The 22,275-nt window shown below is 53.7% G+C and carries 23 protein-coding genes; 8 read left to right on the top strand and 15 right to left on the bottom strand.

Annotated features, from left to right (window positions below; all coding sequences use genetic code 11):
- Positions 1-9: 9 nt before the first annotated feature.
- Positions 10-600 carry a GTP cyclohydrolase II gene (gene ribA / locus L384_RS03920; protein ID WP_003856813.1) on the bottom strand — a complete coding sequence of 197 codons (591 nt, stop codon included), beginning with the start codon at positions 598-600 and terminating at the stop codon, positions 10-12.
- Positions 601-797: 197 nt separating this feature from the next.
- On the opposite strand from ribA, the gene pgpB reads away from it, so the two are divergent.
- From pgpB to yciH, 5 genes are all read left to right on the top strand, one after another.
- A complete protein-coding gene (pgpB, locus tag L384_RS03925) occupies positions 798-1,565 on the top strand; it encodes a phosphatidylglycerophosphatase B (protein WP_003856815.1) in 768 nt (255 codons plus the stop codon).
- A gap of 148 nt (positions 1,566-1,713) precedes the next feature.
- Entirely contained in the window at positions 1,714-2,022 is a 309-nt protein-coding gene (locus L384_RS03930) for a LapA family protein (RefSeq protein ID WP_003856817.1), read from the top strand.
- A gap of 6 nt (positions 2,023-2,028) precedes the next feature.
- Positions 2,029-3,198 carry a lipopolysaccharide assembly protein LapB gene (gene lapB / locus L384_RS03935; protein WP_003856819.1) on the top strand — a complete coding sequence of 390 codons (1,170 nt, stop codon included), beginning with the start codon at positions 2,029-2,031 and terminating at the stop codon, positions 3,196-3,198.
- Positions 3,199-3,382: 184 nt separating this feature from the next.
- Positions 3,383-4,120, top strand: a complete 738-nt coding sequence (pyrF, locus tag L384_RS03940; RefSeq protein ID WP_003856820.1) for an orotidine-5'-phosphate decarboxylase — start codon at positions 3,383-3,385, stop codon at positions 4,118-4,120.
- Positions 4,120-4,446, top strand: a complete 327-nt coding sequence (gene yciH / locus L384_RS03945) for a stress response translation initiation inhibitor YciH (RefSeq protein ID WP_003856822.1) — start codon at positions 4,120-4,122, stop codon at positions 4,444-4,446. The genes pyrF and yciH overlap by 1 nt, the downstream gene beginning before the upstream one ends.
- Before the next feature lie 103 nt (positions 4,447-4,549).
- Here the strand turns inward: yciH and osmB are convergent, their stop codons facing one another.
- The 3 genes from osmB to L384_RS03960 all read right to left on the bottom strand — a co-directional run bounded on the left by osmB (position 4,550) and on the right by L384_RS03960 (position 6,003).
- Positions 4,550-4,768, bottom strand: coding sequence for an osmotically-inducible lipoprotein OsmB (gene osmB, locus L384_RS03950; protein ID WP_003856823.1), 219 nt, complete (start codon positions 4,766-4,768; stop codon positions 4,550-4,552).
- Between the two features lie 262 nt (positions 4,769-5,030).
- Positions 5,031-5,783, bottom strand: coding sequence for a DNA-binding transcriptional regulator YciT (locus L384_RS03955; RefSeq protein WP_003856824.1), 753 nt, complete (start codon positions 5,781-5,783; stop codon positions 5,031-5,033).
- 37 nt (positions 5,784-5,820) lie between these two features.
- Positions 5,821-6,003, bottom strand: coding sequence for a YciZ family protein (locus tag L384_RS03960; protein ID WP_003856825.1), 183 nt, complete (start codon positions 6,001-6,003; stop codon positions 5,821-5,823).
- Between the two features lie 191 nt (positions 6,004-6,194).
- Here L384_RS03960 and L384_RS03965 point away from each other — a divergent pair, with 191 nt between their 5' ends.
- Complete coding sequence (locus tag L384_RS03965) at positions 6,195-7,064, top strand: crotonase/enoyl-CoA hydratase family protein (protein ID WP_003856826.1); 870 nt, start codon at positions 6,195-6,197, stop codon at positions 7,062-7,064.
- On the opposite strand, the gene pdeR is transcribed toward L384_RS03965, so the two are convergent.
- The 4 genes from pdeR to fabI all read right to left on the bottom strand — a co-directional run bounded on the left by pdeR (position 7,061) and on the right by fabI (position 13,207).
- Complete coding sequence (gene pdeR, locus L384_RS03970) at positions 7,061-9,052, bottom strand: cyclic di-GMP phosphodiesterase (protein ID WP_003856827.1); 1,992 nt, start codon at positions 9,050-9,052, stop codon at positions 7,061-7,063. The genes L384_RS03965 and pdeR overlap by 4 nt on opposite strands.
- A 204-nt stretch (positions 9,053-9,256) precedes the next feature.
- Positions 9,257-11,191 (bottom strand): exoribonuclease II, encoded by a 1,935-nt coding sequence (locus L384_RS03975; protein WP_023324795.1) that lies wholly within the window; start codon positions 11,189-11,191, stop codon positions 9,257-9,259.
- Positions 11,192-11,279: 88 nt separating this feature from the next.
- Positions 11,280-12,266, bottom strand: a complete 987-nt coding sequence (locus L384_RS03980; protein WP_022651347.1) for a CMD domain-containing protein — start codon at positions 12,264-12,266, stop codon at positions 11,280-11,282.
- A 152-nt stretch (positions 12,267-12,418) separates the two neighbouring features.
- Complete coding sequence (gene fabI, locus L384_RS03985) at positions 12,419-13,207, bottom strand: enoyl-ACP reductase FabI (protein ID WP_003856831.1); 789 nt, start codon at positions 13,205-13,207, stop codon at positions 12,419-12,421.
- A gap of 393 nt (positions 13,208-13,600) precedes the next feature.
- On the opposite strand from fabI, the gene L384_RS03990 reads away from it, so the two are divergent.
- A complete protein-coding gene (locus tag L384_RS03990; RefSeq protein ID WP_023324794.1) occupies positions 13,601-14,941 on the top strand; it encodes a sensor domain-containing diguanylate cyclase in 1,341 nt (446 codons plus the stop codon).
- Positions 14,942-14,949: 8 nt separating this feature from the next.
- Here the strand turns inward: L384_RS03990 and L384_RS03995 are convergent, their stop codons facing one another.
- Together L384_RS03995 and L384_RS04000 are read right to left on the bottom strand one after the other, a co-directional pair.
- Positions 14,950-15,771, bottom strand: coding sequence for a helix-turn-helix transcriptional regulator (locus tag L384_RS03995; protein WP_023324793.1), 822 nt, complete (start codon positions 15,769-15,771; stop codon positions 14,950-14,952).
- A gap of 47 nt (positions 15,772-15,818) precedes the next feature.
- A complete protein-coding gene (locus L384_RS04000) occupies positions 15,819-16,220 on the bottom strand; it encodes a RidA family protein (RefSeq protein ID WP_023324792.1) in 402 nt (133 codons plus the stop codon).
- Positions 16,221-16,352: 132 nt separating this feature from the next.
- On the opposite strand from L384_RS04000, the gene L384_RS04005 reads away from it, so the two are divergent.
- Complete coding sequence (locus L384_RS04005; protein ID WP_023324791.1) at positions 16,353-16,943, top strand: TetR/AcrR family transcriptional regulator; 591 nt, start codon at positions 16,353-16,355, stop codon at positions 16,941-16,943.
- Here the strand turns inward: L384_RS04005 and sapF are convergent.
- From sapF to sapA, 5 genes are read right to left on the bottom strand one after another with little or no spacing between them, the layout of a single operon-like run.
- Positions 16,940-17,746: a putrescine export ABC transporter ATP-binding protein SapF gene (gene sapF, locus L384_RS04010; RefSeq protein ID WP_003856838.1), complete on the bottom strand. Its 807-nt coding sequence runs from the start codon at positions 17,744-17,746 to the stop codon at positions 16,940-16,942. The two genes, L384_RS04005 and sapF, sit on opposite strands and share 4 nt — an antisense overlap.
- Position 17,747: 1 nt before the next feature.
- Entirely contained in the window at positions 17,748-18,740 is a 993-nt protein-coding gene (gene sapD / locus L384_RS04015; protein WP_003856840.1) for a putrescine export ABC transporter ATP-binding protein SapD, read from the bottom strand.
- Positions 18,740-19,630 carry a putrescine export ABC transporter permease SapC gene (sapC, locus tag L384_RS04020; RefSeq protein ID WP_003856843.1) on the bottom strand — a complete coding sequence of 297 codons (891 nt, stop codon included), beginning with the start codon at positions 19,628-19,630 and terminating at the stop codon, positions 18,740-18,742. Before sapC ends, sapD begins: the two co-directional genes overlap by 1 nt.
- Positions 19,617-20,582, bottom strand: a complete 966-nt coding sequence (sapB, locus tag L384_RS04025; RefSeq protein WP_003856845.1) for a putrescine export ABC transporter permease SapB — start codon at positions 20,580-20,582, stop codon at positions 19,617-19,619. The genes sapC and sapB overlap by 14 nt, the downstream gene beginning before the upstream one ends.
- Positions 20,579-22,219 (bottom strand): ABC transporter substrate-binding protein SapA, encoded by a 1,641-nt coding sequence (sapA, locus tag L384_RS04030; RefSeq protein WP_003856847.1) that lies wholly within the window; start codon positions 22,217-22,219, stop codon positions 20,579-20,581. Before sapA ends, sapB begins: the two co-directional genes overlap by 4 nt.
- Positions 22,220-22,275 lie beyond the last annotated feature (56 nt).

The following is a 22,275-nucleotide window of genomic DNA, read 5'->3' as shown; positions in this document are numbered from 1 at the left end:
GTTTTGCGTTTACTCGCTCAGTAAATGCCCCATTTTGGCGGCTTTGGTATCGAGATAATGCGCGTTTTTCGGGTTTCGGCCGACAATCAGCGGTACGCGTTCCACGATATTGATGCCCGCTTCAGTGAGGATTTCCACTTTTTTCGGGTTATTGGTCAACAGACGCACTTCGTCCACGCCCAGCAGCTTGAACATATCTGCGCACAGGGTGAAATCGCGCTCGTCAGCAGCAAAGCCGAGCTGATGGTTCGCTTCGACGGTATCGTAGCCCTGATCCTGCAACGCGTAGGCGCGGATTTTATTCAGCAGGCCGATATTGCGACCTTCCTGACGGTGATACAGCAGAACGCCACGTCCTTCCTCTGCGATATGAGAAAGGGCGGCTTCAAGCTGAAAACCGCAGTCGCAGCGCAGGCTGAACAGCGCGTCACCGGTCAGACACTCTGAATGAACGCGGGACAGCACCGGCGTTTGCCCCGAAATGTCGCCGAATACCAGGGCGACGTGATCTTGCCCGGTTGCCAGTTCTTCAAAACCCACCATCAGGAAATCGCCCCATGGGGTTGGCAGTTTGGCTTCTGCCACACGTTTAAGCTGCATGTGATTCTCCAGACCAGGCTGACACGTTTCGTGCCTTTGCCCCATTATGCTTTCTGTATTGGACTATTTTGCCACAAGCCCGGCAACTTCACCTAATCACCACCACGCTTTACAAACGTTAAACGCACAATCCGACATATCCACCTGAATGATGAAATTCAGTTATGATTGTGGTGCTTAGTGAAAAAGGAGAGGACATGCTTTCAATTGCCAGACGAACGGCCGCAGGCGCCGCCGTATTGCTCGTTATCCCCCTGGTCGTTTGGTTCTCCGGCTGGATGTGGCAGCCCGGACAAAACGAGACGTGGCTGAAAGCCTTATACTGGATAACCGAGACGGTCACCCAGCCGTGGGGGATTATTACGCACGTGCTGCTCTGTGGCTGGTTCCTGTGGTGCCTGCGCTTTCGCCTTCGCGCGGCGCTGGTACTGTTTGCCATTCTCGGCGGGGCCATACTTATCGGGCAGGGGGTGAAGTCGTGGGTGAAAGATCGCGTGCAGGAACCCCGTCCTTTCGTCGTCTGGCTGGAAAAAACGCACCATGTTCCGGTGGATGAGTTCTACAATTTAAAGCGTAAAGATCGCGGTGCGCTGGTAAAGGAGCAGCTTGCGGAACAGCAGGATATCCCGACCTTTTTACGCAAACACTGGCAAAAAGAGACCGGCTTTGCGTTTCCTTCCGGGCATACGATGTTTGCTGCCAGCTGGGCGCTACTTGGCGTGGGACTGCTGTGGCCGCGTCGGCGTACCCTCACGATTGCGATTTTGCTGGTCTGGGCGACAGGCGTAATGGGCAGCCGGATGCTGCTGGGGATGCACTGGCCGCGTGATTTGGTGGTGGCAACGCTGATCTCGTGGGTACTGGTGACGCTGGCGACCTGGCTTGCACAACGTTTTTGTGGACCATTGACGCCGCCGCCGGAAGAGAAGGAAGAAATAGCCGAAAGGGAGTCTGGCGGAACCTGAAGGTTGATATTCCGCATTTTGACCATAAATCCATGTAGGGCGCGTTACTTTTTCCATTTCGCGCCCGCCACTAAAATGGTAGCTTATAAGGCTGATTGCAGTGAGTTGAACACGCTTTATACGCTCGAACCACATAACGGGAAGTCATGTGAAATATTTACTCATTTTCTTACTGGTGTTGGCGATTTTTGTCATTTCGGTCACATTGGGCGCGCAAAACGATCAACAGGTAAGTTTCAACTATCTGCTGGCGCAGGGCGAGTACCGGGTGTCGAGCCTGCTGGCTGTGTTATTCGCGGCGGGGTTTGTCATCGGCTGGCTTGTATGCGGCCTGTTCTGGCTTAAGGTTCGTGTTTCTCTTGTTCGCGCTGAACGTAAAATTAAACGACTTGAACATCAACTTACGCCTGCGTCTGACATTCCGGCGAGCTCTGGTGTGCCGGTAGTCAAGGAATAATCGAATATGCTGGAGTTGTTGTTTCTGCTTTTGCCTGTCGCCGCAGCCTATGGCTGGTATATGGGCCGCAGAAGCGCGCAACAAACAAAACAGGATGAAGCAAACCGACTCTCCCGTGACTACGTAGCGGGGGTGAACTTCCTGCTGAGCAATCAGCAGGATAAAGCGGTGGATCTGTTCCTCGATATGCTTAAAGAGGATACCGGCACCGTTGAGGCGCATCTCACCCTGGGAAACCTGTTCCGCTCGCGCGGAGAGGTTGACCGTGCCATTCGTATCCACCAGACCTTGATGGAAAGCGCTTCGTTGACCTATGAGCAACGGTTGCTGGCCGTGCAGCAGCTTGGGCGGGATTACATGGCCGCGGGGCTTTACGATCGCGCCGAGGATATGTTCTCTCAGCTGGTGGATGAGACGGACTTCCGTATCGGTGCGCTTCAGCAGCTTCTGCAAATCTATCAGGCCACCAGCGACTGGCAAAAAGCGATTGATACCGCTGAACGGCTGGTCAAACTCGGCAAAGACAAACAGCGCGTCGAAATTGCCCACTTCTATTGCGAGCTGGCTCTCCAGCAGATGGGTAGCGATGACATGGATAAAGCCATGGCACTGTTAAAGAAAGGCGCAGCGGCCGATCGCAACAGCGCGCGCATCTCGATCATGATGGGGCGGGTCTTTATGGCTAACGGTGATTACGCCAAAGCCGTGGAGAGCCTGCTTCGCGTTATCGATCAGGACAAAGAGCTGGTCAGCGAAACGTTGGAAATGCTGCAAACCTGCTATCAGCAGCTCGGTAAGCAGGACGAGTGGGTTGCGTTTCTGCGTCGCTGTGTTGAAGAGAATACAGGTGCCACAGCCGAGCTGATGCTGTCAGATGTCGTCGAAGAGCATGAAGGGAGCGATACCGCCCAGGTATACATTACCCGTCAGTTGCAGCGTCATCCTACCATGCGTGTCTTCCATAAGCTGATGGATTACCACCTTAATGACGCAGAAGAAGGGCGCGCTAAAGAGAGCCTGATGGTGCTGCGAGACATGGTGGGTGAACAGGTGCGCAGCAAACCGCGCTATCGCTGCCAGAAATGCGGCTTCACCGCCTATTCGCTCTACTGGCATTGCCCTTCCTGCCGGGCGTGGTCCACCATTAAGCCAATCCGAGGTCTGGACGGACAGTAATTTTTTAAAACGCTGCACTTTAGTTACAACATACTAATGGTTACAGTAATTCCATCAGCACCGTGCGGTCTGGGGTTCAGCAGGAAAAGCATTCGATTCTGTTCATTTACCCCGAGGGCAGGTAGAATGCACGCCGTTTATCTGTTCCGCGCCGCTGCGCGCCCATAGACGAAAAGGGCTGGTCATGACGTCTGTTACATCCTCCACTTCCCGCGTAGTTACCGATTCTCCCGTAGTTGTTGCTCTGGATTACAATAACCGTGACGCCGCACTGGCCTTTGTTGATGGCATTGATCCCCGCGATTGCCGTCTGAAAGTAGGCAAAGAGATGTTTACGCTGTTCGGCCCACAAATTGTCCGCGATCTGCATCAACGTGGTTTCGACGTTTTCCTCGACCTGAAATTCCACGACATTCCAAATACCACTGCGCACGCCGTTGCTGCGGCAGCTGAACTCGGCGTGTGGATGGTTAACGTACATGCATCGGGCGGGGCACGCATGATGACGGCTGCGCGCGAAGCGCTGGTGCCGTTTGGTAATGACGCTCCGCTTCTGATCGCCGTCACCGTGCTGACCAGTATGGATGAATCCGACCTGCGCGACCTGGGTGTGACGTTGTCACCTGCCGAACATGCAGAGCGTCTGGCGCGCCTCACGCAACAGTGTGGTCTCGATGGCGTGGTCTGTTCGGCTCAGGAGGCGGTTCGCTTCAAATCTGAGTTAGGCCGCGATTTTAAACTGGTGACGCCAGGTATTCGTCCAGCAGGCAGCGAGTCAGGGGATCAGCGACGTATCATGACGCCAGAGCAGGCGCTGAGCGCGGGTGTAGACTATATGGTGATTGGTCGCCCGGTGACGCAATCCGCTCATCCGGCAGAGACCCTGAAAGCGATTAATGCATCACTGAAAAAGGGGGCATAATGCGTGACGCCAACAGTCGTCTGGTCTATTCAACGGATACCGGGCGCATTGAAGAGCCAAAAGAGAAAGCTGAACGTCCAAAAGGCGATGGTATCGTGCGAATTCAGCGCCAGACCAGCGGCAGAAAAGGGAAAGGCGTTTGCCTTGTCACCGGCATTGACCTGGATGATGCAGACCTGGTAAAGCTCGCCGCTGAGCTTAAAAAGAAGTGCGGATGCGGTGGGGCAGTAAAAGACGGCATTATTGAGATTCAGGGCGATAAACGAGATTTAATTAAAACGCTGCTGGAAGCCAAAGGAATGAAAGTCAAACTGGCGGGCGGCTAAAATAAATGAGCCACGGACATTGCCGTGGCTCTTTTTTTACGTGCGTAAGTCAGACCTGAAAATACTTAATATATTATTATGCCGGTGAGAGCCGTTATGGTGATTATTTGCCCACCTGGTGACCGATAATACCACCTACGGCAGCACCACCTAATGTACCCAGCGTACTACCATCCGTTAATACTGCACCACCAAGCGCACCAGCACCGGCACCAATCGCGGTGTTACGGTCACGTTTAGACCAGTTAGAGCAAGCGCTCAGGGACATTGCTACAGTGATTGCCAGAACAGCGGCGGCTAATTTTTTGCTGGTAAAGGTCATAATACTTTCTCCTGAATTATCGATTCACGGAAAGGAATGCACTTTAAGTATAGACAATATCCATACTTAAATTCTGTTCCCGTGAAAGCTGGTCGCGCAGGCGTTTCATCATCACGCAGGTGATAGTCACTTCCTGTTATATCGCTAATACTAATTTTACGTGTTTAGAACGGTTTCAACAGGTAAAAACTCTTAAAGGAAGGGTCGGAATACTCTCAGAGAAAGGTTTAAGTGCGCCCATTATTCGGGCGCAGCAGGATAATCAGGCTGTTTTTTTTACAATATCGACAGTCAGACCGTCTTGTTCTAATTGCTGGCGATATTCATCACGCAAACGCTCATCCGTGATTACACGGCTGAAGCGCGAGGCCGGCCCCATCGTATAAGGGTGTACGGCGCCAAACTTAGAGCTGTCGGTCAGCACAATCGCTTCACACTCTTTGGCGAGTACGGCGTTAACCACGTCTGAACGCATCATGTCGCGGCCGGTAAAGCCGGTGTCGGGCTGCCAGCCATCAATACCTATGAATGCCTTACTGAAGTGAACTTGCTGAACATATTGGCGCGTTAATGGCCCCACCATGCTTTCGCTTTTCTTCTGGTAAATGCCGCCCAGCAGAATCACCTCGCAGCGAGTTTCCTTCAACAGATGGGCAATATAGCTGCTTACGGTGATGATGGTAACGTCTTTTTGATCGGCAAGCGTGCGCGCCAGAAGGGCGTTACTGCTGCCATTTTCAATAAAGACGGTCTCACCGTTATTCACCAGGGATGCAGCAAACTCCGCCAGCTCCCGCTTGAGCGCATAATTGTTCATCATGCGGGTTTCAACGTCGTCGCTGTCCAGTGGAACGGCATATCCGTGCGCACGCCGCAGGTAGCTCTGTTTTTCCAGAAGATTCAGATCCTGACGAATGGTGACTTCAGAAACGCCGGTGGCTTTAGCGAGATCGACCACGCTTACGCGCCCCTGATCGATCACCATCTGCAAAATGATTTGTTGTCGGGAGTTCATAGCATCCATTTAAAAGGCAAGGTCGGAAACGACGTGGTTACACTTCCCACGGGGCTTTAGGTTGAGTGGATTCTGGAGCGTTATCAGCGCCGTTCTCAGCCAGCAGTTCAGACTTGAGGATCTCAAGATTACGGATAGCAGAGTGATAATCGCCTGCGACAAGAATATCCAGCACAGTATCAATACGCTGCGCCACGGCTGTTGCATCAATGTTAGACATAAGCTCACCCTGAAGCGAAAAGTTAATATTATCAATGATGCAGAAAATTGATTCAAAAGAGAAGGTAAAAAATGCAATAACCAAAGTCCAAAAATGAAAGTGATAAATTTAACCCCCGTCTGCTGCGGGTTGTAGGGGTGGATTAGTCTAAAACTGCGCGCAACGCGCTTTTTTATAAGAGGAATTCGACTATGACAGTTATCAACCAGACAACCTGCACATTGTTTACTGATGCTGAACGATTCACTCAACTGGCGGCTTATTATGAGGCCGAACGGCGTACGGTGTGGATGATGTTACGCGCCACGCCACGGCCTTGCTTCAACCATGCGCTGATCGAGGAGATCATGAATCTCTCCTGGCTGGTTCGACAGTCCGGATTTGTCGTTGATTTTTGGGTCACCGGATCGCTGGTCCCCGACATCTACAATACCGGCGGTGATTTACAGTTCTTCGTTGAGTGCATCAAAAACAACCGACGCGAAGCGTTACGCGCCTATGCCCGGGCCTGTGTGGACTGCGTTCATGCCGCCTCGCGAGGGTTTGATACCGGCGCTGTCACGCTGGCTATGGTGGAAGGAAGCGCTTTAGGGGGCGGGTTTGAAGCCGCGCTGGCGCATCATTTCATTCTGGCCCAGCGCGATGCCCGATTAGGCTTTCCGGAAATCGCGTTCAATCTGTTCCCAGGCATGGGCGGCTATTCACTGGTGGCGCGTCGTGCCGGCATGAAAATGGCGGAGGCGCTGATCTACAAAGGTGAGACGCATACGGCGGAATGGTATGAGCAGCATGGTCTTGTGGATCTCTTATTTGAGCCGTTACAGAGCTATGTTTCGGTGCGGACGTTTATCGACACGCTACAGCCGAAGCTGAACGGCGTAAGGGCCATGCTGCGTGCACGTACGCGCGTGCTGCCACTTCCGCGAAGCGAGTTGATGGACATTACTGAGGATTGGGTTGATGCCGCCTTCTGCCTTGAACCGAAGGATATCGCCTACATGGAGCGGCTGGTTATGCTGCAAAATCGCCATCAGGCGACGGGCTTACGCAAAGCCAGCTAACGGACATTCCTGGCCTGATAACGTTTTAGCCATCGCTCGAATGCGGCAGCGGGCATGGGCTTAGCAAAAAGATAACCCTGCCGTTCGTTGACGCCATTCTTCGTCAGAAAGGCGTCTTCTTTTGCACTTTCCACCCCTTCAGCAATGACCTGCAAATTTAACGCCTGCGCCACGGCGACTATCGCACGCACCAGCGACTGTGAAATGGACTGCTTATGGATATCCCGCACGAAAGACTGGTCAAGCTTAATGGCATCGATAGGGAAGCGCGCCAGTTGCGACAGGGAAGAGTACCCCGTACCAAAGTCATCCAGATGAATTTGCGCTCCCAGGCGGCTAAATTGCTGGATCACTGACAGGGCCAGTTCTTCATTTTCAATGAGACAGCTTTCGGTTAATTCCACGTCAATCGGGCAGTATTCAAAATTCAGGTCTTTCAGCGCCTGCTTCAGGTCACTGAAGATGGTCTGGTCCGCCAGCTGACGGGCGGAGACGTTGACCGCGACGCGCATGTTGATCCCCTTGTCGCGCCATTTTGCTACCTGGCGCACCACATCAAGCATAACCCAGCGGCCCAGAGGCACAATCAGCCCTGATTCCTCTGCATAGGAGATAAACTCCATCGGCGGGATCAGGCCACGCTCTGGCGACTGCCAGCGCACCAGCGCCTCCAGACTTCTGACTTCGCCGCGCCAGGTCATTTTGGGCTGGTAGTGGATTAACAGCTGATCGTTATCCAGCGCTTTACGCAGGTTAGTATCCAGCCACAGGTATTCAAATACGCGCTGGTTCATCTCTGGCGAGAAGACGCAGAATTTGCCCCGGCCATTTTCTTTGGCGGTGTACATGGCGGTGTCGGCATTGCGAATGACGCTTTCGCGATCGTTACCGTGCTGGGGCGCAAGCGCAATGCCCAGCGAGCAGCCGGTGTAAACCTCAATCAGTCCGATGCGGAAAGGTTGACGCAGTCGGGTCAGTATTCGCGACGCCATCGCTTCCAGCGCGCCCTGCGAGGTATCGGTGGCCATCACGATAAACTCATCCCCACCCAGGCGCGCCAGGGTTTGTCCTTCGTCCAGGCAGCTCAGGATCGCCAGCGCAACGGCCTGTAGCAGCTGGTCGCCAAACATATGCCCATAGGCATCGTTCACTTTTTTAAAATTATCCAGATCGAGATAAACTACGCCAACCTGCGTATCACCCCGAGCGGTGATGGCATCAGAGATCAGCTCATGGATGGCATTTCGGTTAGGCAAACCGGTAATCGTATCCGTATTGGCGAGAACGCGCAGGCGCTCCTGGGCCCGACGCTCCTCGGTTATGTCGGTACCTGAACAGATGAGGAAAATTTCATTTTTTCCGCTGCCGCTGTGAACAAATTTATTTCTGAAGAGAAACAGGCGCTGCCCCTTGCGGGTCTTGATCCAGCGTTCAACTTCGTAGGAGCTGCCGTTACGAAAAAAACCGGTGATGTTGCGTTTGGAGGCCGCGGCTTCGCTGCGGCTCATAAACAGTTTGAACACGTTTTGCCCGATAACTTCCTGTTCCTTCAGGCCCGTATATTCTTCACTTAAACGGTTGAAGCGCTGAATATTCCCGTTCTGGTCGAGGATCACAATCACGGAGTTAGCCTCGGAAACTACCTGTTCGGCGAAGGAGAGCCCCTGCGCCAGGTCGCGCGCAACGGAAGGGGTATCGTTCCAGGCTGATGCCGTTCCTGCCCACTCATTTTTGTTAATTTTACGGCCGACAAGATGAACGGGAACGTCCACACCGTACAAAGGCAGGGTCATGGCAATGCTGGAGGTGATTACGGTGAGCTGGCGGATCAGCGCGGCCTGTTCATCATCCAGCGCAACCACCTGAATGATGTCAGCGCTTTCACTGGCAGCAAGATGCAGAGCATTGCTGTCTGCTGTCAGTCGCCACCAGGGGCTATGCGTACCCATGTAACGAAACAGCAAATTCTGCTCCAGATCGTCCATCACGTTTTCTCCCGCGGCTGCTGAGTAGCGCACAAATTATTCATTTGCAGTCGACAATGACGGCTCTCTTTTACTGTAGATAATTCTGGAGAAATGTGGCGTTGGGAAACAGAAAAGTGTGAGAAAAAACGATGATTTTGCGGGAGATAATTCAGGAGAGAACTCCCGGCCACCCCTTAACGGAACGGCCAGAAGTTTACGCGGTTATCAGGCGACAGGGCGCGCGATAATACTGCGGGTTTCCATGCGCACTTCAGCGATGGTGACATCAATCACGTCAGTGACCTTGTAAACCGTTTCGCCTTTAATTTGCACGGTCCCGTTTTCCTGGCTACAAACCAGTTCGTCGCGGACGGCATGCAGGAACGGGGCAGGAATAAAGGCAACGGCGCCATTATCCACCAGGCGAACGCGCATACCGCCGCGGCTGATGTCAATGATTTCAGCCGGGAAACGGGTATCAGTCCCTGCCTTATCATTCAGGAAGCGCGCGTACAACCAGTCGCCGACATCACGCTCCGCCATACGGTTGAGACGGCGACGTTCTGCCATCTGCAATGTCGTACCATCCTGTGGGCGGGCAACAGATTCCCCTTTGATGATCGCTTTCAGCAGACGATGGTTAACCATGTCGCCGTACTTACGGATCGGGGAGGTCCAGGTCGCATAAGCCTCAAGGCCAAGGCCGAAGTGCGGGCCAGGCTCGGTGCTGATTTCCGCAAAGGACTGGAAGCGGCGAATACGGCTGTCGAGGAACCCTGACGGCTGTGCGTCCAGCTCGCGGCGCAGTTTGCAGAAACCTTGCAGGGTCAGCACTTCCTCAGGATCGACGTGTACGTCATGGGTTTTCAGCAGGGCAGCCAGCGCTTCGGTGTTCGCCGGATCAAACCCGGTGTGCACGTTGTAAATGCCAAAGCCTAATTTGTCGCGCAGCACGCGTGCAGCACAAATGTTGGCGGAAATCATCGCTTCTTCAACGATGCGGTTGGCAATACGGCGCGGCTCAGCGACGATATTCAGCACTTCACCTTTTTCACCCAGCACAAAACGGTAGTCCGGACGATCTTTGAAGACCAGCGCGTGAGTTTGACGCCATTCGCTGCGGCTCAGGCAGACGCGGTGCAACAGACGAATTTGTGCGGCAATGTTGTCCGACTCGGGTTTCCAGTTGCCCGTGTTCTCCAGCCAGTCGGACACGTCGTCATAGGCCAGCTTGGCTTTGGATTCGATGGTGGCGGCGAAGAATTCAATATCTTCTTCAATGGTACCGTCAGCCGCAATGGTCATCCGACATGCCAGCACCGGACGTACTTCATGCGCACGCAGCGAACAAAGATCGTCGGAAAGTTCACGCGGCAACATCGGAATGTTAAAGCCAGGCAGGTAGTTGGTGAACGAGCGCACTTTGGCCATCTCGTCCAGCCTGCTGCCTTCGACAATCCATGCGGTAGGGTCGGCGATGGCGACGGTCAGATGCAGTTTGCCATCGACTGTCTCTTCGGCATACAGCGCATCGTCCATATCCTCGGTGCTGGCGCTGTCAATGGTGACAAAGTCCAGCGCCGTCAGATCGCGACGTTCCAGACCTTCGTCCTGCATTTCAGTCGCCACGCCATCAGGCGCTTCTTTTTCGAGATTGTGGCGCGCCAGCGTCACCCACCATGGGACGAAATGGTCGTCGCCGAAGGTAATGTATTGGGTAAGCTCGGCGTAGAAACCGCGATCGCCTTTTAAAGGATGACGGCGCATCTCAGCAACCGCCCAGTCACCCTCAACAAAATCATGCTCAACGCCACGCGCGGCGCGGCACGGAATAGCATCTTTCAGGAGAGGATGGTCCGGCACGACGGAAAGACGATCGTCTTTTTTATGCACTTTCCCGACAAAGCGGGTCAGGAAAGGTTCGATCAGTGCTTCCGGCTCGGCAGACTCTCGTTCCTTTTCGGTATGAATAACGGCCGAAATACGGTCGCCATGCATCACTTTCTTCATCTGAGGAGGCGGAATGAAGTAGCTCTTCTGCCCATCAACTTCAAGAAAGCCAAAGCCCTTTTCCGTGGCTTTTACGACCCCTTCTGCACGCGGCGTCTGGGAATGCAGTTGCTGTTTAAGCTGCGCTAGCAGCGGGTTGTCCTGAAACATAATGTTCTATTTTCGTAGCCATTGAGCGGCTGACAGTTTTACGCGAATCTCACTGCTACAGCAAGCGCTCTTTAGGTAAAGAGTATGGTTATTCCTCTTTGCCGAGCGCCACACGCAGACGGTCCAGCCAGCCATAAAATGCATCTCGGGTTAGCAGATTGATGGCCTTCTCTGGCGAGAGACCTGACCCGGTCAGGGGCGTTAACTGGGCGGCGCTAAAGCGATCCGGAGAGGCGACGAGCAGCGCACGAGCGGCTGAGATCATCGAAGACGCGGGGCCTTCACTTAGCGGATGGTTAAGCAGAATTTCGCCCGTCAGATTAAGCAGCATCGGCTCATGACACAGCACAGGGGTGAGCGCTTCAAGCGCCGGTTCCGCCTGCCAGCGTGAGAGCGCCTCAAGCTGAAGCGCACTGGCATATTTTAGCTCAACCGCGGGTAGCGTGGCGGTCCATCTGCTGAAGCTGACCGGCAGCGTATGGGGCTGAATGTGGTGCCCGGGCAACCAGCGTACCGGATGGCCAAGCAATGCCTGAAATACCGCGACCACTCGCGCCTGAAAACCGACAAAGCCGATGATCTGGTTGATAAGCACAATGTCATACGTTGTGAGTCCAACCTCATCAAGCTGGTTTTGGGCTTTGTCATCGATCACATCGGGTGAGCTTGCTAACTGGCGGGCATACTGGGTAATTTCTGCAAGGCGTCGATTGCTTTCCCGGGAGGAGTCCGGCCCCGGAAGAGGGGCGAGCAGGGCAGCGTAGTGGTTACAGAGCCGCTGAACACCACACGCCTGGGCAACCGTTAATGCCGTGCTCAGCCTGTCGTAGGCGCTGAGCGTATGCAGACGGTTCACGGGAGTATCAAGCGGGAACAAAAGATGACACAGGGTTCGGGCAGGCGTAAGCCAACCAGCACAGCTTGCGAGAATGTCATCGGGCAGGGCTAAATCGAGCAAAAAACGGTCGTCGACGTTAGCGGCTTCGGGCACCAGCGGCAGAACGTCCGTCTGCGAATGATTCGACTGGGTTTCATGATACCAGTGGCCTTTGCCGGAAAAACGGCGTTGTTCCATGGGCGTTCCTTGATCTCAAAATGGCGATCAATATCCTGGCGTAAGGCGGATGAGGGGAAAAATATTGTTAGGTGATAACAAATAGCAGAACGGAATAACTAGGAGCGGGGCGGTGAGAAACTCTCTTCCCTGGCGGGAAGAGAGTGACAAGCTTATTTGATTTCCAGCTCGTTCATTGCAGCGATGTTGAAGCCGCCGTCAACGTGAACCACTTCGCCGGAGATACCTGCGGAAAGGTCAGAGCACAGGAATGCCGCAGAGTTACCCACATCTTCGATGGTAACGGTACGACGAATCGGGGTAACCGCTTCGCAGTGTGCCAGCATTTTACGGAAATCTTTGATACCGGAAGCGGCCAGGGTACGGATTGGACCCGCAGAAATAGCGTTAACACGCACGCCTTCAGGACCCATTGCGTTCGCCATGTAGCGCACGTTGGCTTCCAGAGACGCTTTCGCCAGACCCATAACGTTGTAGTTAGGGATAGCACGTTCTGCGCCGAGGTAGGACAGGGTCAGCAGGGCTGCGCCCGGGTTCAGCATCGCGCGGCAGGATTTTGCCATTGCAACGAAGCTGTAGGAGCTGATGTCGTGGGCGATTTTGAAGCCATCACGGGTAACCGCGTTCACATAGTCGCCGTCCAGCTGGTCGCCAGGAGCGAAGCCGATGGAGTGAACAAAACCGTCGAATTTCGGCCATGCTTTTGCCAGTTCAGCAAACATGCCATCAATGCTTTCGTCTTGTGCAACGTCACATTCCAGAACAATGCTGGAACCCAGCTGCGCGGCAAATTCTTCAACACGGCCTTTCAGCTTGTCGTTCTGGTAGGTGAACGCCAGCTCAGCGCCTTCGCGATGCATTGCCTGTGCGATGCCGTATGCGATGGACAGTTTGCTGGCAACGCCAGTCACCAGAATGCGCTTACCGGAAAGAAAACCCATAGCTTTAATCCTTATATTCATTGCTTATTTTGCCTTGTAATTCATAGCGTTACAGGCAGTATTTCAAAATCATTCGAAATTAGCTCGAAATTATAGCCCACTCACAGCCCCATGTGTCACGATATTTCTCGCTCCTGCGCCGTGAATGGGCTCACGGAAGAGGTTGAACTGACTCTTCATCAGGCCGTTTCGTGTGTATCCCAGCAGTATATCACCGCACGCGGGGTTCGCCTCATCCAACCAGCGGGCACCGTGACGCCGCCCTCATGCTGATGTGTCCAGCGCCTTTTGCGCAAAATGATCCGTTTAGCCCTTTAAACGCTTTAAAATTGCGCGAGGGTCGATAACGGCTATGCCATTTTGAGTCTTTATCTGTGTGCGGTAAGAAGGAAGATGAAAAATATAACGTTGGCCGAAAAACTGATCATGCTGTCAGGTGCGGCGCTTTTTGCACTTATGATCGCGGTGAACTCCTTTTGCGTGAATGATAATCCTGGTTTCAGGGTGCCTATGACCACCTATTTGATCGTCATGATTGCGCTGTTCTTTCTGGATACCATTATCTTTATTTTTATCCAGATGCTGTATGCCTCCGACCGATCGCGTTTTTCCTTATTCATTCTGAGCCTGGCATTTCTTAGTGGGCTGGTTTATTTCATTGAGACGATCATTGTCATTCAGCTTCCGGAGCATGCTGGTTTTACCCAGGCGGCAAAAACCAACGATACGGCGGTATTCTATTTTTTTCGGCAGCTGAGCTTTATCGTATTACTGGCGCTGGCGGTCCGTGTGGAAAAAATCACGAGACGATCCACGCTCAGATTCCGAAATAAGATCAGCATGACGTTAGCATTAATGATGACACTGGTTATGTTTCCGATGCTGGCCCATTATCTAAGCAGCTACCATCCGGCCTGGACATTAACGATTGCAGCATACGAAGATGAACATCATTATCCTGTCTGGGATATCAGGTACGTAAACGTTCTGATCCTGCTCTGGTCGGCTTTACTTTGTTATATGATCTCTGTGACACGCCTGGCGTCCGGGATCTGGAACAGTATTATTGTGGTTTGCCTTTCCGCCATCGTTTACAATTTTTTCCTCTTACTGCTTGATACCTACAATCTGTCGCTCTGGTATATCAGCCGGGCAGTAGAGGTCCTCAGCAAATTATTTGTGATTTGTACCTTAATATTCCATGTCTTTAACCTGTTGAAAATTTTCGGCGATCGGGTTGATCGCGATCCGCTTACTCAGATCTACAACCGTAAATATTTTTATGAGGCACTTCCGCGGGTCCGCTCGCTCAGGACAGAAAAGGGGACCAGCATTATGATGCTGGACATCGACAACTTTAAGTCGATTAACGATAACTGGGGCCATCTTGTGGGGGATCGCGTGATTCTGGCGGTCGTGGATATTATCAAAGACAGCATTCGCGATAACGACATCTTTGCCCGACTGGGAGGCGAGGAATTTGGTCTGCTACTGCCGGATACCGACGGTAAGCAGGCTATTGCCGTCGCAGAGCGTATTCGCCAGAACGTTCAACAGCGCACCGGGCCGGGCTATCATTATGCTCTCCCTGTAAAGGTCACATTAAGTATCGGCGTGTGCTCAGCCATTCAGAATAACGTCAACGGCAATGATATTATGCGTGACGTGGACGAGGCGTTGTATGAGGCTAAGCACAACGGTAAAAACAGAATTGTTACCAGACAGGCTGAATGAAGCTGAGGTTACAGGATGGGGATGAAAACATCAAAATCGACAGACTCGTCGCTGTACGCATTAATTTTCATCAGGTAAATACCGTCACGCAACGTCAGGCGTTGATTTACCATCGCCTTAACGAAGGCAATCTTGTTAAACGCGCTGTAGATTTCCCAGCTACCGCTAAAGGGCATTCTTGCGTATCTCCCACGCACAATGCAGGATTTTTTATTTGTCACCGTGTCGCTTTGTAACGCGTACGATATTAATACCTCGACCAGATACGATCGGCTTTTGCCTAACTCGGGGCGGCGGGGCATCAGAATAATTTTATCGATATCATGGCGGTTTTCTGTCAGGAGCTTTTTGATTTTTTTAGTAATATCATGCACTGAGGTATCAAAAAGATGATCGTGCTCGATAATTTCATGCGTATAGATAAACGTTTCATCCAGATAGCAGACCTCGAGCTCAGGCGTTTCATGTTCGCTTAATAAAAAAGAGGGCTGTAAGATGTCAAAATTCCACCCTCTGGCACATCTGTACTCAGAGGGTGTCAGCCCCATCATTTTTTTAAAGGCTCTGGAAAATCCCTGACTGCTCTGGTAATGGAATAAATACGCAATATCCGTCACCGGAATCGACGTCATTCTCAGCATAATGGCGGCACGGCTTAACCTCCGTCGGAGAATATATTCACCTAAAGAGAGCCGATACTTCTCATTAAACCATGTTTCGATGGTTCTTCTGCTGTATCCAATATCTGCAACCAAATCACCAATGTGTAAAATAGTAAAGTTATTTTCTTCTACCCAGGAGAGAATATAGTTGCTGATGCTGTCTTTCATTTGTGCGTCAGTGATAGCTTAACGGTAAATCAGTTTGCTGCCAGATGTTAATTCGCGGGCGTAGGGATCCTGGCGATAACCTTAATTTCGAAATCAAAACCCGCAAGCCAGTTAACGCCTATTGCTGTCCAGTTTGGGTAAGGGGGGTGCGGAAACGCCAGTTTTTTCGCCTCCATGATGGCGGGGAACTGGTTTTCAGGATCGGTATGAAATGTCGTGACATCAATCAGATCGTCAAAAGTGCACCCTGCGGCTGCCAGAGTCGCCCGTAAATTATCGAACGCCAGCTGCACCTGAGCGGGGAAGTCGGGTTCAGGTGTGCCATCGCTGCGGCTGCCAACCTGACCGGAAACAAATAACAGATCGCCATAGCGGATTGCTGCTGAATAGCCATGCTCTTCATAGAGGGCATGTCGATTAGCCGGAAAGACGGGGTCACGTGGATGCATGGCTTTTCCTTTTCTGTCAGAGGTATTGTTGTGCTTACGCAGTAGAAGTAACATACGCGATGTATGTCAAAAATGTAATCCACATACGCCGCGTATGTCAAATTATAATTACCGCTTAATGAAGGAAGTCCCATGGCTACAAAACGTCGTGCTGAAACGGCCCAGGAAAATCGCGAGAAAATGATTCAGGCGGCGCGGAAGGCATTTGCTGAAAAAGGCTATGCCGCAGCGTCAATGGATGAACTCACGGCAAGCGTGGGGTTAACACGCGGCGCGCTATATCATAATTTCAACGACAAGAAGGGATTACTGGCGGCGGTGGTCGCGCAGATAGACAGCGAAATGGCAGCAAACGCGAAAGCGATTGCCGCCGCCGCCGAAGATGACTGGGAGCGAATGCTGGCGGAGGGCATCGCCTATATCAAAATGGCGCTCGTTCCGGAAGTTCAGCGTATCGTCCTTCTTGACGGCCCGGCTGTTCTGGGTGACCCGGCGCAATGGCCCAGCCAGAACAACTGCCTTGAGTCGACCCGTCAGACCATCGAAAAAATGATGGAGTGCAACGTAATCAAAAAGATGGATGCCAGAGTCGCAGCCCATCTGCTGAACGGCGCTGCGCTGAATGCGGCTCTGCTGATTGCCGCGAGTGATGAACCGCAGAAGACCCTTCCGCATGCCATAGAGGTGTTTACTCTGCTGGCAAGCGGGTTACGCAACGGCTAACGATCTTTACGCCACGCGTCCGCCGTCAATGCTTCACCAAAGTGTCCGGCAATCAGGCGTTTTGTCAGGTCATGGAGCGGGGAGGCCAGTACGTCAGCGGTACTGCCGCGCTCGACCACTTCTCCCTGGTGCATCACCAGCACCTGGTCGCTGATGTGTTTCATCATGCCCAGGTGCTGAGTCACGTAAATATAAGAGATCCCCTGCTTTTCCTGTAACTCCAGCATCAGGTTAATGAGCTGCGAACGCATCGACATATCCAGCGACGCCAGCGCTTCGTCGGCGATAATAACTTTCGGGCGCAGGATCAGCGCGCGGGCCAGACCGAGACGCTGTTTTTGGCCCGGGGCCAGCATGTGCGGGTAATAGCTGACATGGTCGGGCAGGAGGCCTACCAGACGCAGGGTTTCGACAATCCGTTTGCGACGCGCTTCCGGCTCCAGGTCGGTATTCAACCGCAGCGGGAAATCCAGGATCTGGGAAATACGCTGGCGCGGGTTCAGGGACGTCGACGGATCCTGAAAAATCATCCGGATGCGCTGACTGCGAAAAGAATAGTCCCCAAATTCCAGAGGATGATCGTCAATCAGTATTTCACCGCCGCTTGGCTCGACCATGCCCGCGAGCATTTTTGCCAGGGTCGATTTGCCCGAGCCGTTTTCACCGATAATCGCCAGCGTCTGCTTTTCGCGCAGCGTAAAGCTCAGCGGTTTAACCGCCTCGACGGTCTGACGGTGAAACAGGCCGGTGCGATAGCGAAAGGTCTTACTCAGGTTACGTACTTCCAGTAAGGTTTCGACCATTTCACTCTCTCTCCATGTTCAGCGGGAAATGACAGGCAAACAGATGGTTTTTCGGCCCTGTCAGGCGCGGTGTTTCAATGCATTTACGCTGAGCATACGGGCAACGTGGTCCCAGACGGCAGCCAATGGGCAGCGATTCCAGCAGCGGTATCGCGCCAGGCAGCGTATTCAGACGGCTTTTGTGCGGCATCGCGCTGCCAAAGTCCGGGATCGCCCTGATCAGCGCCTGCGTGTAGGGATGATGTGGCGTCGTCACCAGGTCTTCACTTGGCGCGGTTTCTACCGTCTGGCCGCAATACATTACATCAATTTTATCCGCCCACTTGCTCAGCATTTGCAGGTCGTGGCTGATCAGCAAAATGGTGGTGTTGTTATTCTGGTTCAGACGCGTGAGCAGGCGGAAAATCTGCGCCTGGGTGGTTGGCTCCATCGCGTTCGTTGGTTCGTCCGCAATCAGCAGACGCGGCTGATTCGCCAGGGCGATGGCAATCATCACTTTCTGGCATTCACCGTCGGTCAGTTCGTAGGGGAAACTGCGCATCGCGTCTTTATGGTCTTTGATCCCGACACGGTGCAACAGCTCAATGGCACGGCGTTTGCGCCAGCCGAAACGCTGCCACCAGCGGCCTTTATAGGTCCAGCCGGGGATGTTCTGCATCAGCTGTTTCCCGACGCGCTCGGACGGATCGAGACAGGATTGCGGCTCCTGGAAAATCATCGAGACGTTATGGCCCACCAGTTTACGGCGTTCGCGCGGGGAGAGACGCAACAGATCGATGTCGTCGAAGCGCATACGATCGGCGGTCACCCGCCAGTTGTCTTTCGCCACGCCGCAAATGGCCTTGGCGATCAGACTTTTCCCCGAACCCGATTCGCCCACCAGCCCGCGGATTTCGCCCTCTGCGAGCGTAATGCTGATGCGATCCACGGCCTTGACCCAGCCTTCGCCCGTTTTAATTTCTATCGTGAGGTTGCGGATATCGAGTAACGGCATTATTGCACCCCCGCATTGATTGCGCGGCGGATCCCGTCGCCCAGCAGGTTAACGAGCAGCACGCTCACCATGATGGCCGCGCCCGGCAGCATGACCGTCCACGGCGCAACGTAAATCAGCTCCAGCGCATCGCCGAGCATGGCGCCCCATTCCGGGGAGGGAAGCTGCGCGCCAAGGTCCAGGAAGCCCAGCGCTGCGATATCCAGAATCGCCATCGACAGGGCGCGGGTGATCTCCGTCACCAGCCCGGCGGCAATGTTAGGCAGCACGGCAAACCACAAAATATTAAACGTGGTGGCGCCATCCAGACGGGCGGCGACGACATACTCTTTTTCCAGCTCGTCGTGAACCAGGCTGTAAACCGAACGCACCATGCGCGGCAGAATGGCCAGCCAGACGGCGAACATCGCATGGGTGAGGTGCGGCCCCGCGAAAGCCACGACGATAATCGCCAGCAGCAGCGAAGGAATAGAGAGCAGGGTATCAAGAATATGGTTAAGCACGGCCGACCGCAGCCCGTGGGTTGAGCCGGCAAAAATGCCCAGCGCCAGGCCGCAGATCGCGGCAGCCAGGGTGACCACGAACGCGCCGCCTACCGTAGGTGCGGCGCCGCTCAGTAAACGACTTAGCACGTCGCGTCCGAGATCGTCAGTCCCCAGGAAGAACGAAACCTCCCCGTAACGCGACCACGACGGCGGTAAAAGCTGATAACCAAGGAACTGCTGATCGATGCCATACGGTGCAAACCACGAACCCAAAACGCACAGCAACACGAGGCCAATGCAGCCGTAAAAGCCGATCATCGCCGTGGTGTCGCCGTAAAAATTACGCCACACGGTACGTAGCGCACCGGGCGTGCGCTTTTCGCTGTAGACGTTATCGTAAGGCATACCATTCCTTATGCTTCAATGGGTTGGCCATGGCACCCAAAATATCGGAAACAACGTTAACAATAATGACCAGGGAGCCAATCACCATCACGCCGGCAGAGATCGCCGCGTAATCCTGCTGGCGAATGGCGTTGATCATCCAGCGTCCAAGGCCCGGCCAGCTGAAAACCATCTCGGTGATCATCGCCAGCGTCAGCATGGTTGAAAATTGCAGCCCAAGACGTGGGATTACGGGTGGCAACGCATTGTGCAGCACATGGCGACGGAGAATCGTCAGGCGAGACAGTCCGCGCGTGGCGGCGGCCTTCACATAGTTTTGATCGAAGACGTCGATAGTGCTGATACGCATCAGGCGAATTACTTCGGTCGTCGGCGCGACGGCCAGCGTGAGCACCGGCAGCACCATGTGGCGCAGCGCGCTCACGATCATTTCGTCGCGCCAGACTGAATCAGAAAGCCAGGCGTCAACGATGGCGAAGCCGCTCACCGTTTGCACGTTATACAGCAGATCAAAACGGCCAGATACCGGCAGCCAGCCTAACGTCAGTGAGAAGAAGAGGGTAAGCAGCAGCGCCAGCCAGAAAACAGGGATGGAAAAGCCAATTAAGGCAAGCGCGCTGATGAATTTATCCTGCCACTTATTACGATAAATGCCCGCCAGCATCCCCACCGGGATCCCCACCATGAGGGCAAAGCCAAAGGCGAGTACACACAGCTCCATGGTGGCCGGGAAAACCACTTTCAGCTGCTCGGAGATGAGCTGTCCGTTAATGCTGGACACGCCAAAATCCCAGTGTAGCAGGCCATTAAACCAGAACAGCCAGGCGTCCCAGAGGGATGAGCCCTGAAGCGGGGCGTGCGGCGTAAAGTAGCTCAGGCTAAAGCCGACAAAGGTCAGGAAGAACAGGGTGACCAGCAGTAACAGCAGCCGACGCAAGGTAAATATAATCATGGTTTCTTCACCTCTTGTTCTTTCTCACGGGTGACGCCCGCGAAGGAGGCGTTACCAAACGGGCTGAGTACCAGCCCTTTAATATCGTAACGGTAGGCCTGGAGGCGCAGGGAAGAGGCAAGCGGCAACACGGGAAGTTCTCTGGCCAGAATATTTTGCGCTTCATCATAGGCCTCAATGCGTGAGGCAAGCTGTTGAGACGCCAACGCTTTTTGCAGCACGGCATCAAATTCCCGGTTACACCAGTGGGCGTAGTTGGTCTGGGAGTTGATTGCCGCACAGCTCAGCAGAGGACGGAAGAAGCTGTCCGGGTCGTTACTGTCGGTGGACCAGCCAGCCAGCGTTAAGTCGTGATTCATGTCCATCAGACGCGCCTCCTGGAAACGGCCTTCGACAGGCACGATGATCACCTTAACGCCCACCTGCGCCATATCAGCCTGCAACAGCTCAGCCGTTTTAAGCGGGCTGGGGTTCCACGCCTGAGAGCTGGTGGGCACCCACAGCTGTAGCGTCAGGTTTTCTGCCCCCAGCGCTTTAAGCTGTTCGCGCGCTTTCGCCGGATTATATTCGGTAATCTTCGCCTCGCCGTCATAGGCCCAGGAGGCGCGCGGAAGAATAGAGGCGGCGGTTTCCGCGGTCCCGTAGTAAATCGACTGCATCAGACGCTGATTGTTGATCGCTAACGCCAGCGCATGGCGCACGGCCGGATTATTCAGCGGCGGCTTATCGGTGTTAAACGCCAGATAAGCGATGTTCATTCCCGGGCGCAGGGTCAGGCGCAGGCGTGGGTCGTCGCGCAAAATGGTCAACTGGCTGGCCGCAGGCCAGGCAAGCACGTCGCACTCGCCGGTCAGCAGTTTGGAGAGTCGGCCTGTTCCACCTGAACCCAGATCGACAATTACCTGCGGCATCAGCGGTTTGCCGCGCCAGAAACGATCGTGGCGTTGCAGGCGAATGTATTGTCCGGCGCGGTACTCTGCTAACTGGAACGGACCTGTGCCCACTGGCTCACGATCGAGACGTTCCTGACGATCCTTTTTCGTCAGCTGATCTGCGTATTCGGCTGACATGACCGAGGCGTAGTGCGTCGCCAGATGCCAGAGGAAGGAGGCGTCCGGGCGCGTCAGGCGAAACTCAACCGTGCGGTTATCCAGCTTACGAACGCTTTTGACCGAGTCCGCGAATTGCAGACTGTCGAAATAGGGGAAGTTCCCGCCATTAACGTTATGCCACGGATGATTGCGGTTGAATATGCGCTGGAAGGTGAAAACCACGTCATCCGCGTTGAGTTTACGGGTTGGCGTAAACCACGGAGTGTGCTGAAAGGCGACATCATCGCGTAGACGAAAGCGGTATGTGGCGCCGTTATCAAGCACTTCCCAACTTTCAGCAAGCTCCGGAACCAGCCGATAGGTATAAGGATCGACGTCGAGCAGGCGATCGTAGAGCTGTGCGGCCAGCGTATCAACAATCAGGCCGCTCCCCGCTTTTTGTGGGTTAAAGGTATCAACTTGCCCGCTGACGCAATAGACGAAACCACTCTCTCGGATATCAGGGGGCACAGCGCGATCGGGCGCAGCAAAGGCCAGATTGCTGAACAGACCGAGTGCAAACAGGGACGATAAAACCAGGCGCATAGTTTTTAAGGTTTTTAGATTCGATCTGCAAAGTGTATCGCACTTACGCCTGCTTC

This window comes from Enterobacter sp. MGH 38 (assembly GCF_000492855.1).
Classification (GTDB): Bacteria; Pseudomonadota; Gammaproteobacteria; order Enterobacterales; family Enterobacteriaceae; genus Enterobacter; species Enterobacter hormaechei_C.
Note: the sequence above shows the minus strand (reverse complement) of the source record. Positions and strands in the feature narration are given on the sequence as shown.

Coding starts and splice junctions, on each gene's coding strand:
- ribA (WP_003856813.1), bottom strand. CDS start 600: ATGCAGCTTAAACGTGTGGCAGAAGCCAAACTGCCAACCCCATGGGGC.
- pgpB (WP_003856815.1), top strand. CDS start 798: ATGCTTTCAATTGCCAGACGAACGGCCGCAGGCGCCGCCGTATTGCTC.
- lapB (WP_003856819.1), top strand. CDS start 2,029: ATGCTGGAGTTGTTGTTTCTGCTTTTGCCTGTCGCCGCAGCCTATGGC.
- pyrF (WP_003856820.1), top strand. CDS start 3,383: ATGACGTCTGTTACATCCTCCACTTCCCGCGTAGTTACCGATTCTCCC.
- yciH (WP_003856822.1), top strand. CDS start 4,120: ATGCGTGACGCCAACAGTCGTCTGGTCTATTCAACGGATACCGGGCGC.
- osmB (WP_003856823.1), bottom strand. CDS start 4,768: ATGACCTTTACCAGCAAAAAATTAGCCGCCGCTGTTCTGGCAATCACT.
- L384_RS03955 (WP_003856824.1), bottom strand. CDS start 5,783: ATGAACTCCCGACAACAAATCATTTTGCAGATGGTGATCGATCAGGGG.
- L384_RS03960 (WP_003856825.1), bottom strand. CDS start 6,003: ATGTCTAACATTGATGCAACAGCCGTGGCGCAGCGTATTGATACTGTG.
- L384_RS03965 (WP_003856826.1), top strand. CDS start 6,195: ATGACAGTTATCAACCAGACAACCTGCACATTGTTTACTGATGCTGAA.
- L384_RS03975 (WP_023324795.1), bottom strand. CDS start 11,191: ATGTTTCAGGACAACCCGCTGCTAGCGCAGCTTAAACAGCAACTGCAT.
- L384_RS03980 (WP_022651347.1), bottom strand. CDS start 12,266: ATGGAACAACGCCGTTTTTCCGGCAAAGGCCACTGGTATCATGAAACC.
- fabI (WP_003856831.1), bottom strand. CDS start 13,207: ATGGGTTTTCTTTCCGGTAAGCGCATTCTGGTGACTGGCGTTGCCAGC.
- L384_RS03990 (WP_023324794.1), top strand. CDS start 13,601: ATGAAAAATATAACGTTGGCCGAAAAACTGATCATGCTGTCAGGTGCG.
- L384_RS03995 (WP_023324793.1), bottom strand. CDS start 15,771: ATGAAAGACAGCATCAGCAACTATATTCTCTCCTGGGTAGAAGAAAAT.
- L384_RS04000 (WP_023324792.1), bottom strand. CDS start 16,220: ATGCATCCACGTGACCCCGTCTTTCCGGCTAATCGACATGCCCTCTAT.
- L384_RS04005 (WP_023324791.1), top strand. CDS start 16,353: ATGGCTACAAAACGTCGTGCTGAAACGGCCCAGGAAAATCGCGAGAAA.
- sapF (WP_003856838.1), bottom strand. CDS start 17,746: ATGGTCGAAACCTTACTGGAAGTACGTAACCTGAGTAAGACCTTTCGC.
- sapD (WP_003856840.1), bottom strand. CDS start 18,740: ATGCCGTTACTCGATATCCGCAACCTCACGATAGAAATTAAAACGGGC.
- sapC (WP_003856843.1), bottom strand. CDS start 19,630: ATGCCTTACGATAACGTCTACAGCGAAAAGCGCACGCCCGGTGCGCTA.
- sapB (WP_003856845.1), bottom strand. CDS start 20,582: ATGATTATATTTACCTTGCGTCGGCTGCTGTTACTGCTGGTCACCCTG.
- sapA (WP_003856847.1), bottom strand. CDS start 22,219: ATGCGCCTGGTTTTATCGTCCCTGTTTGCACTCGGTCTGTTCAGCAAT.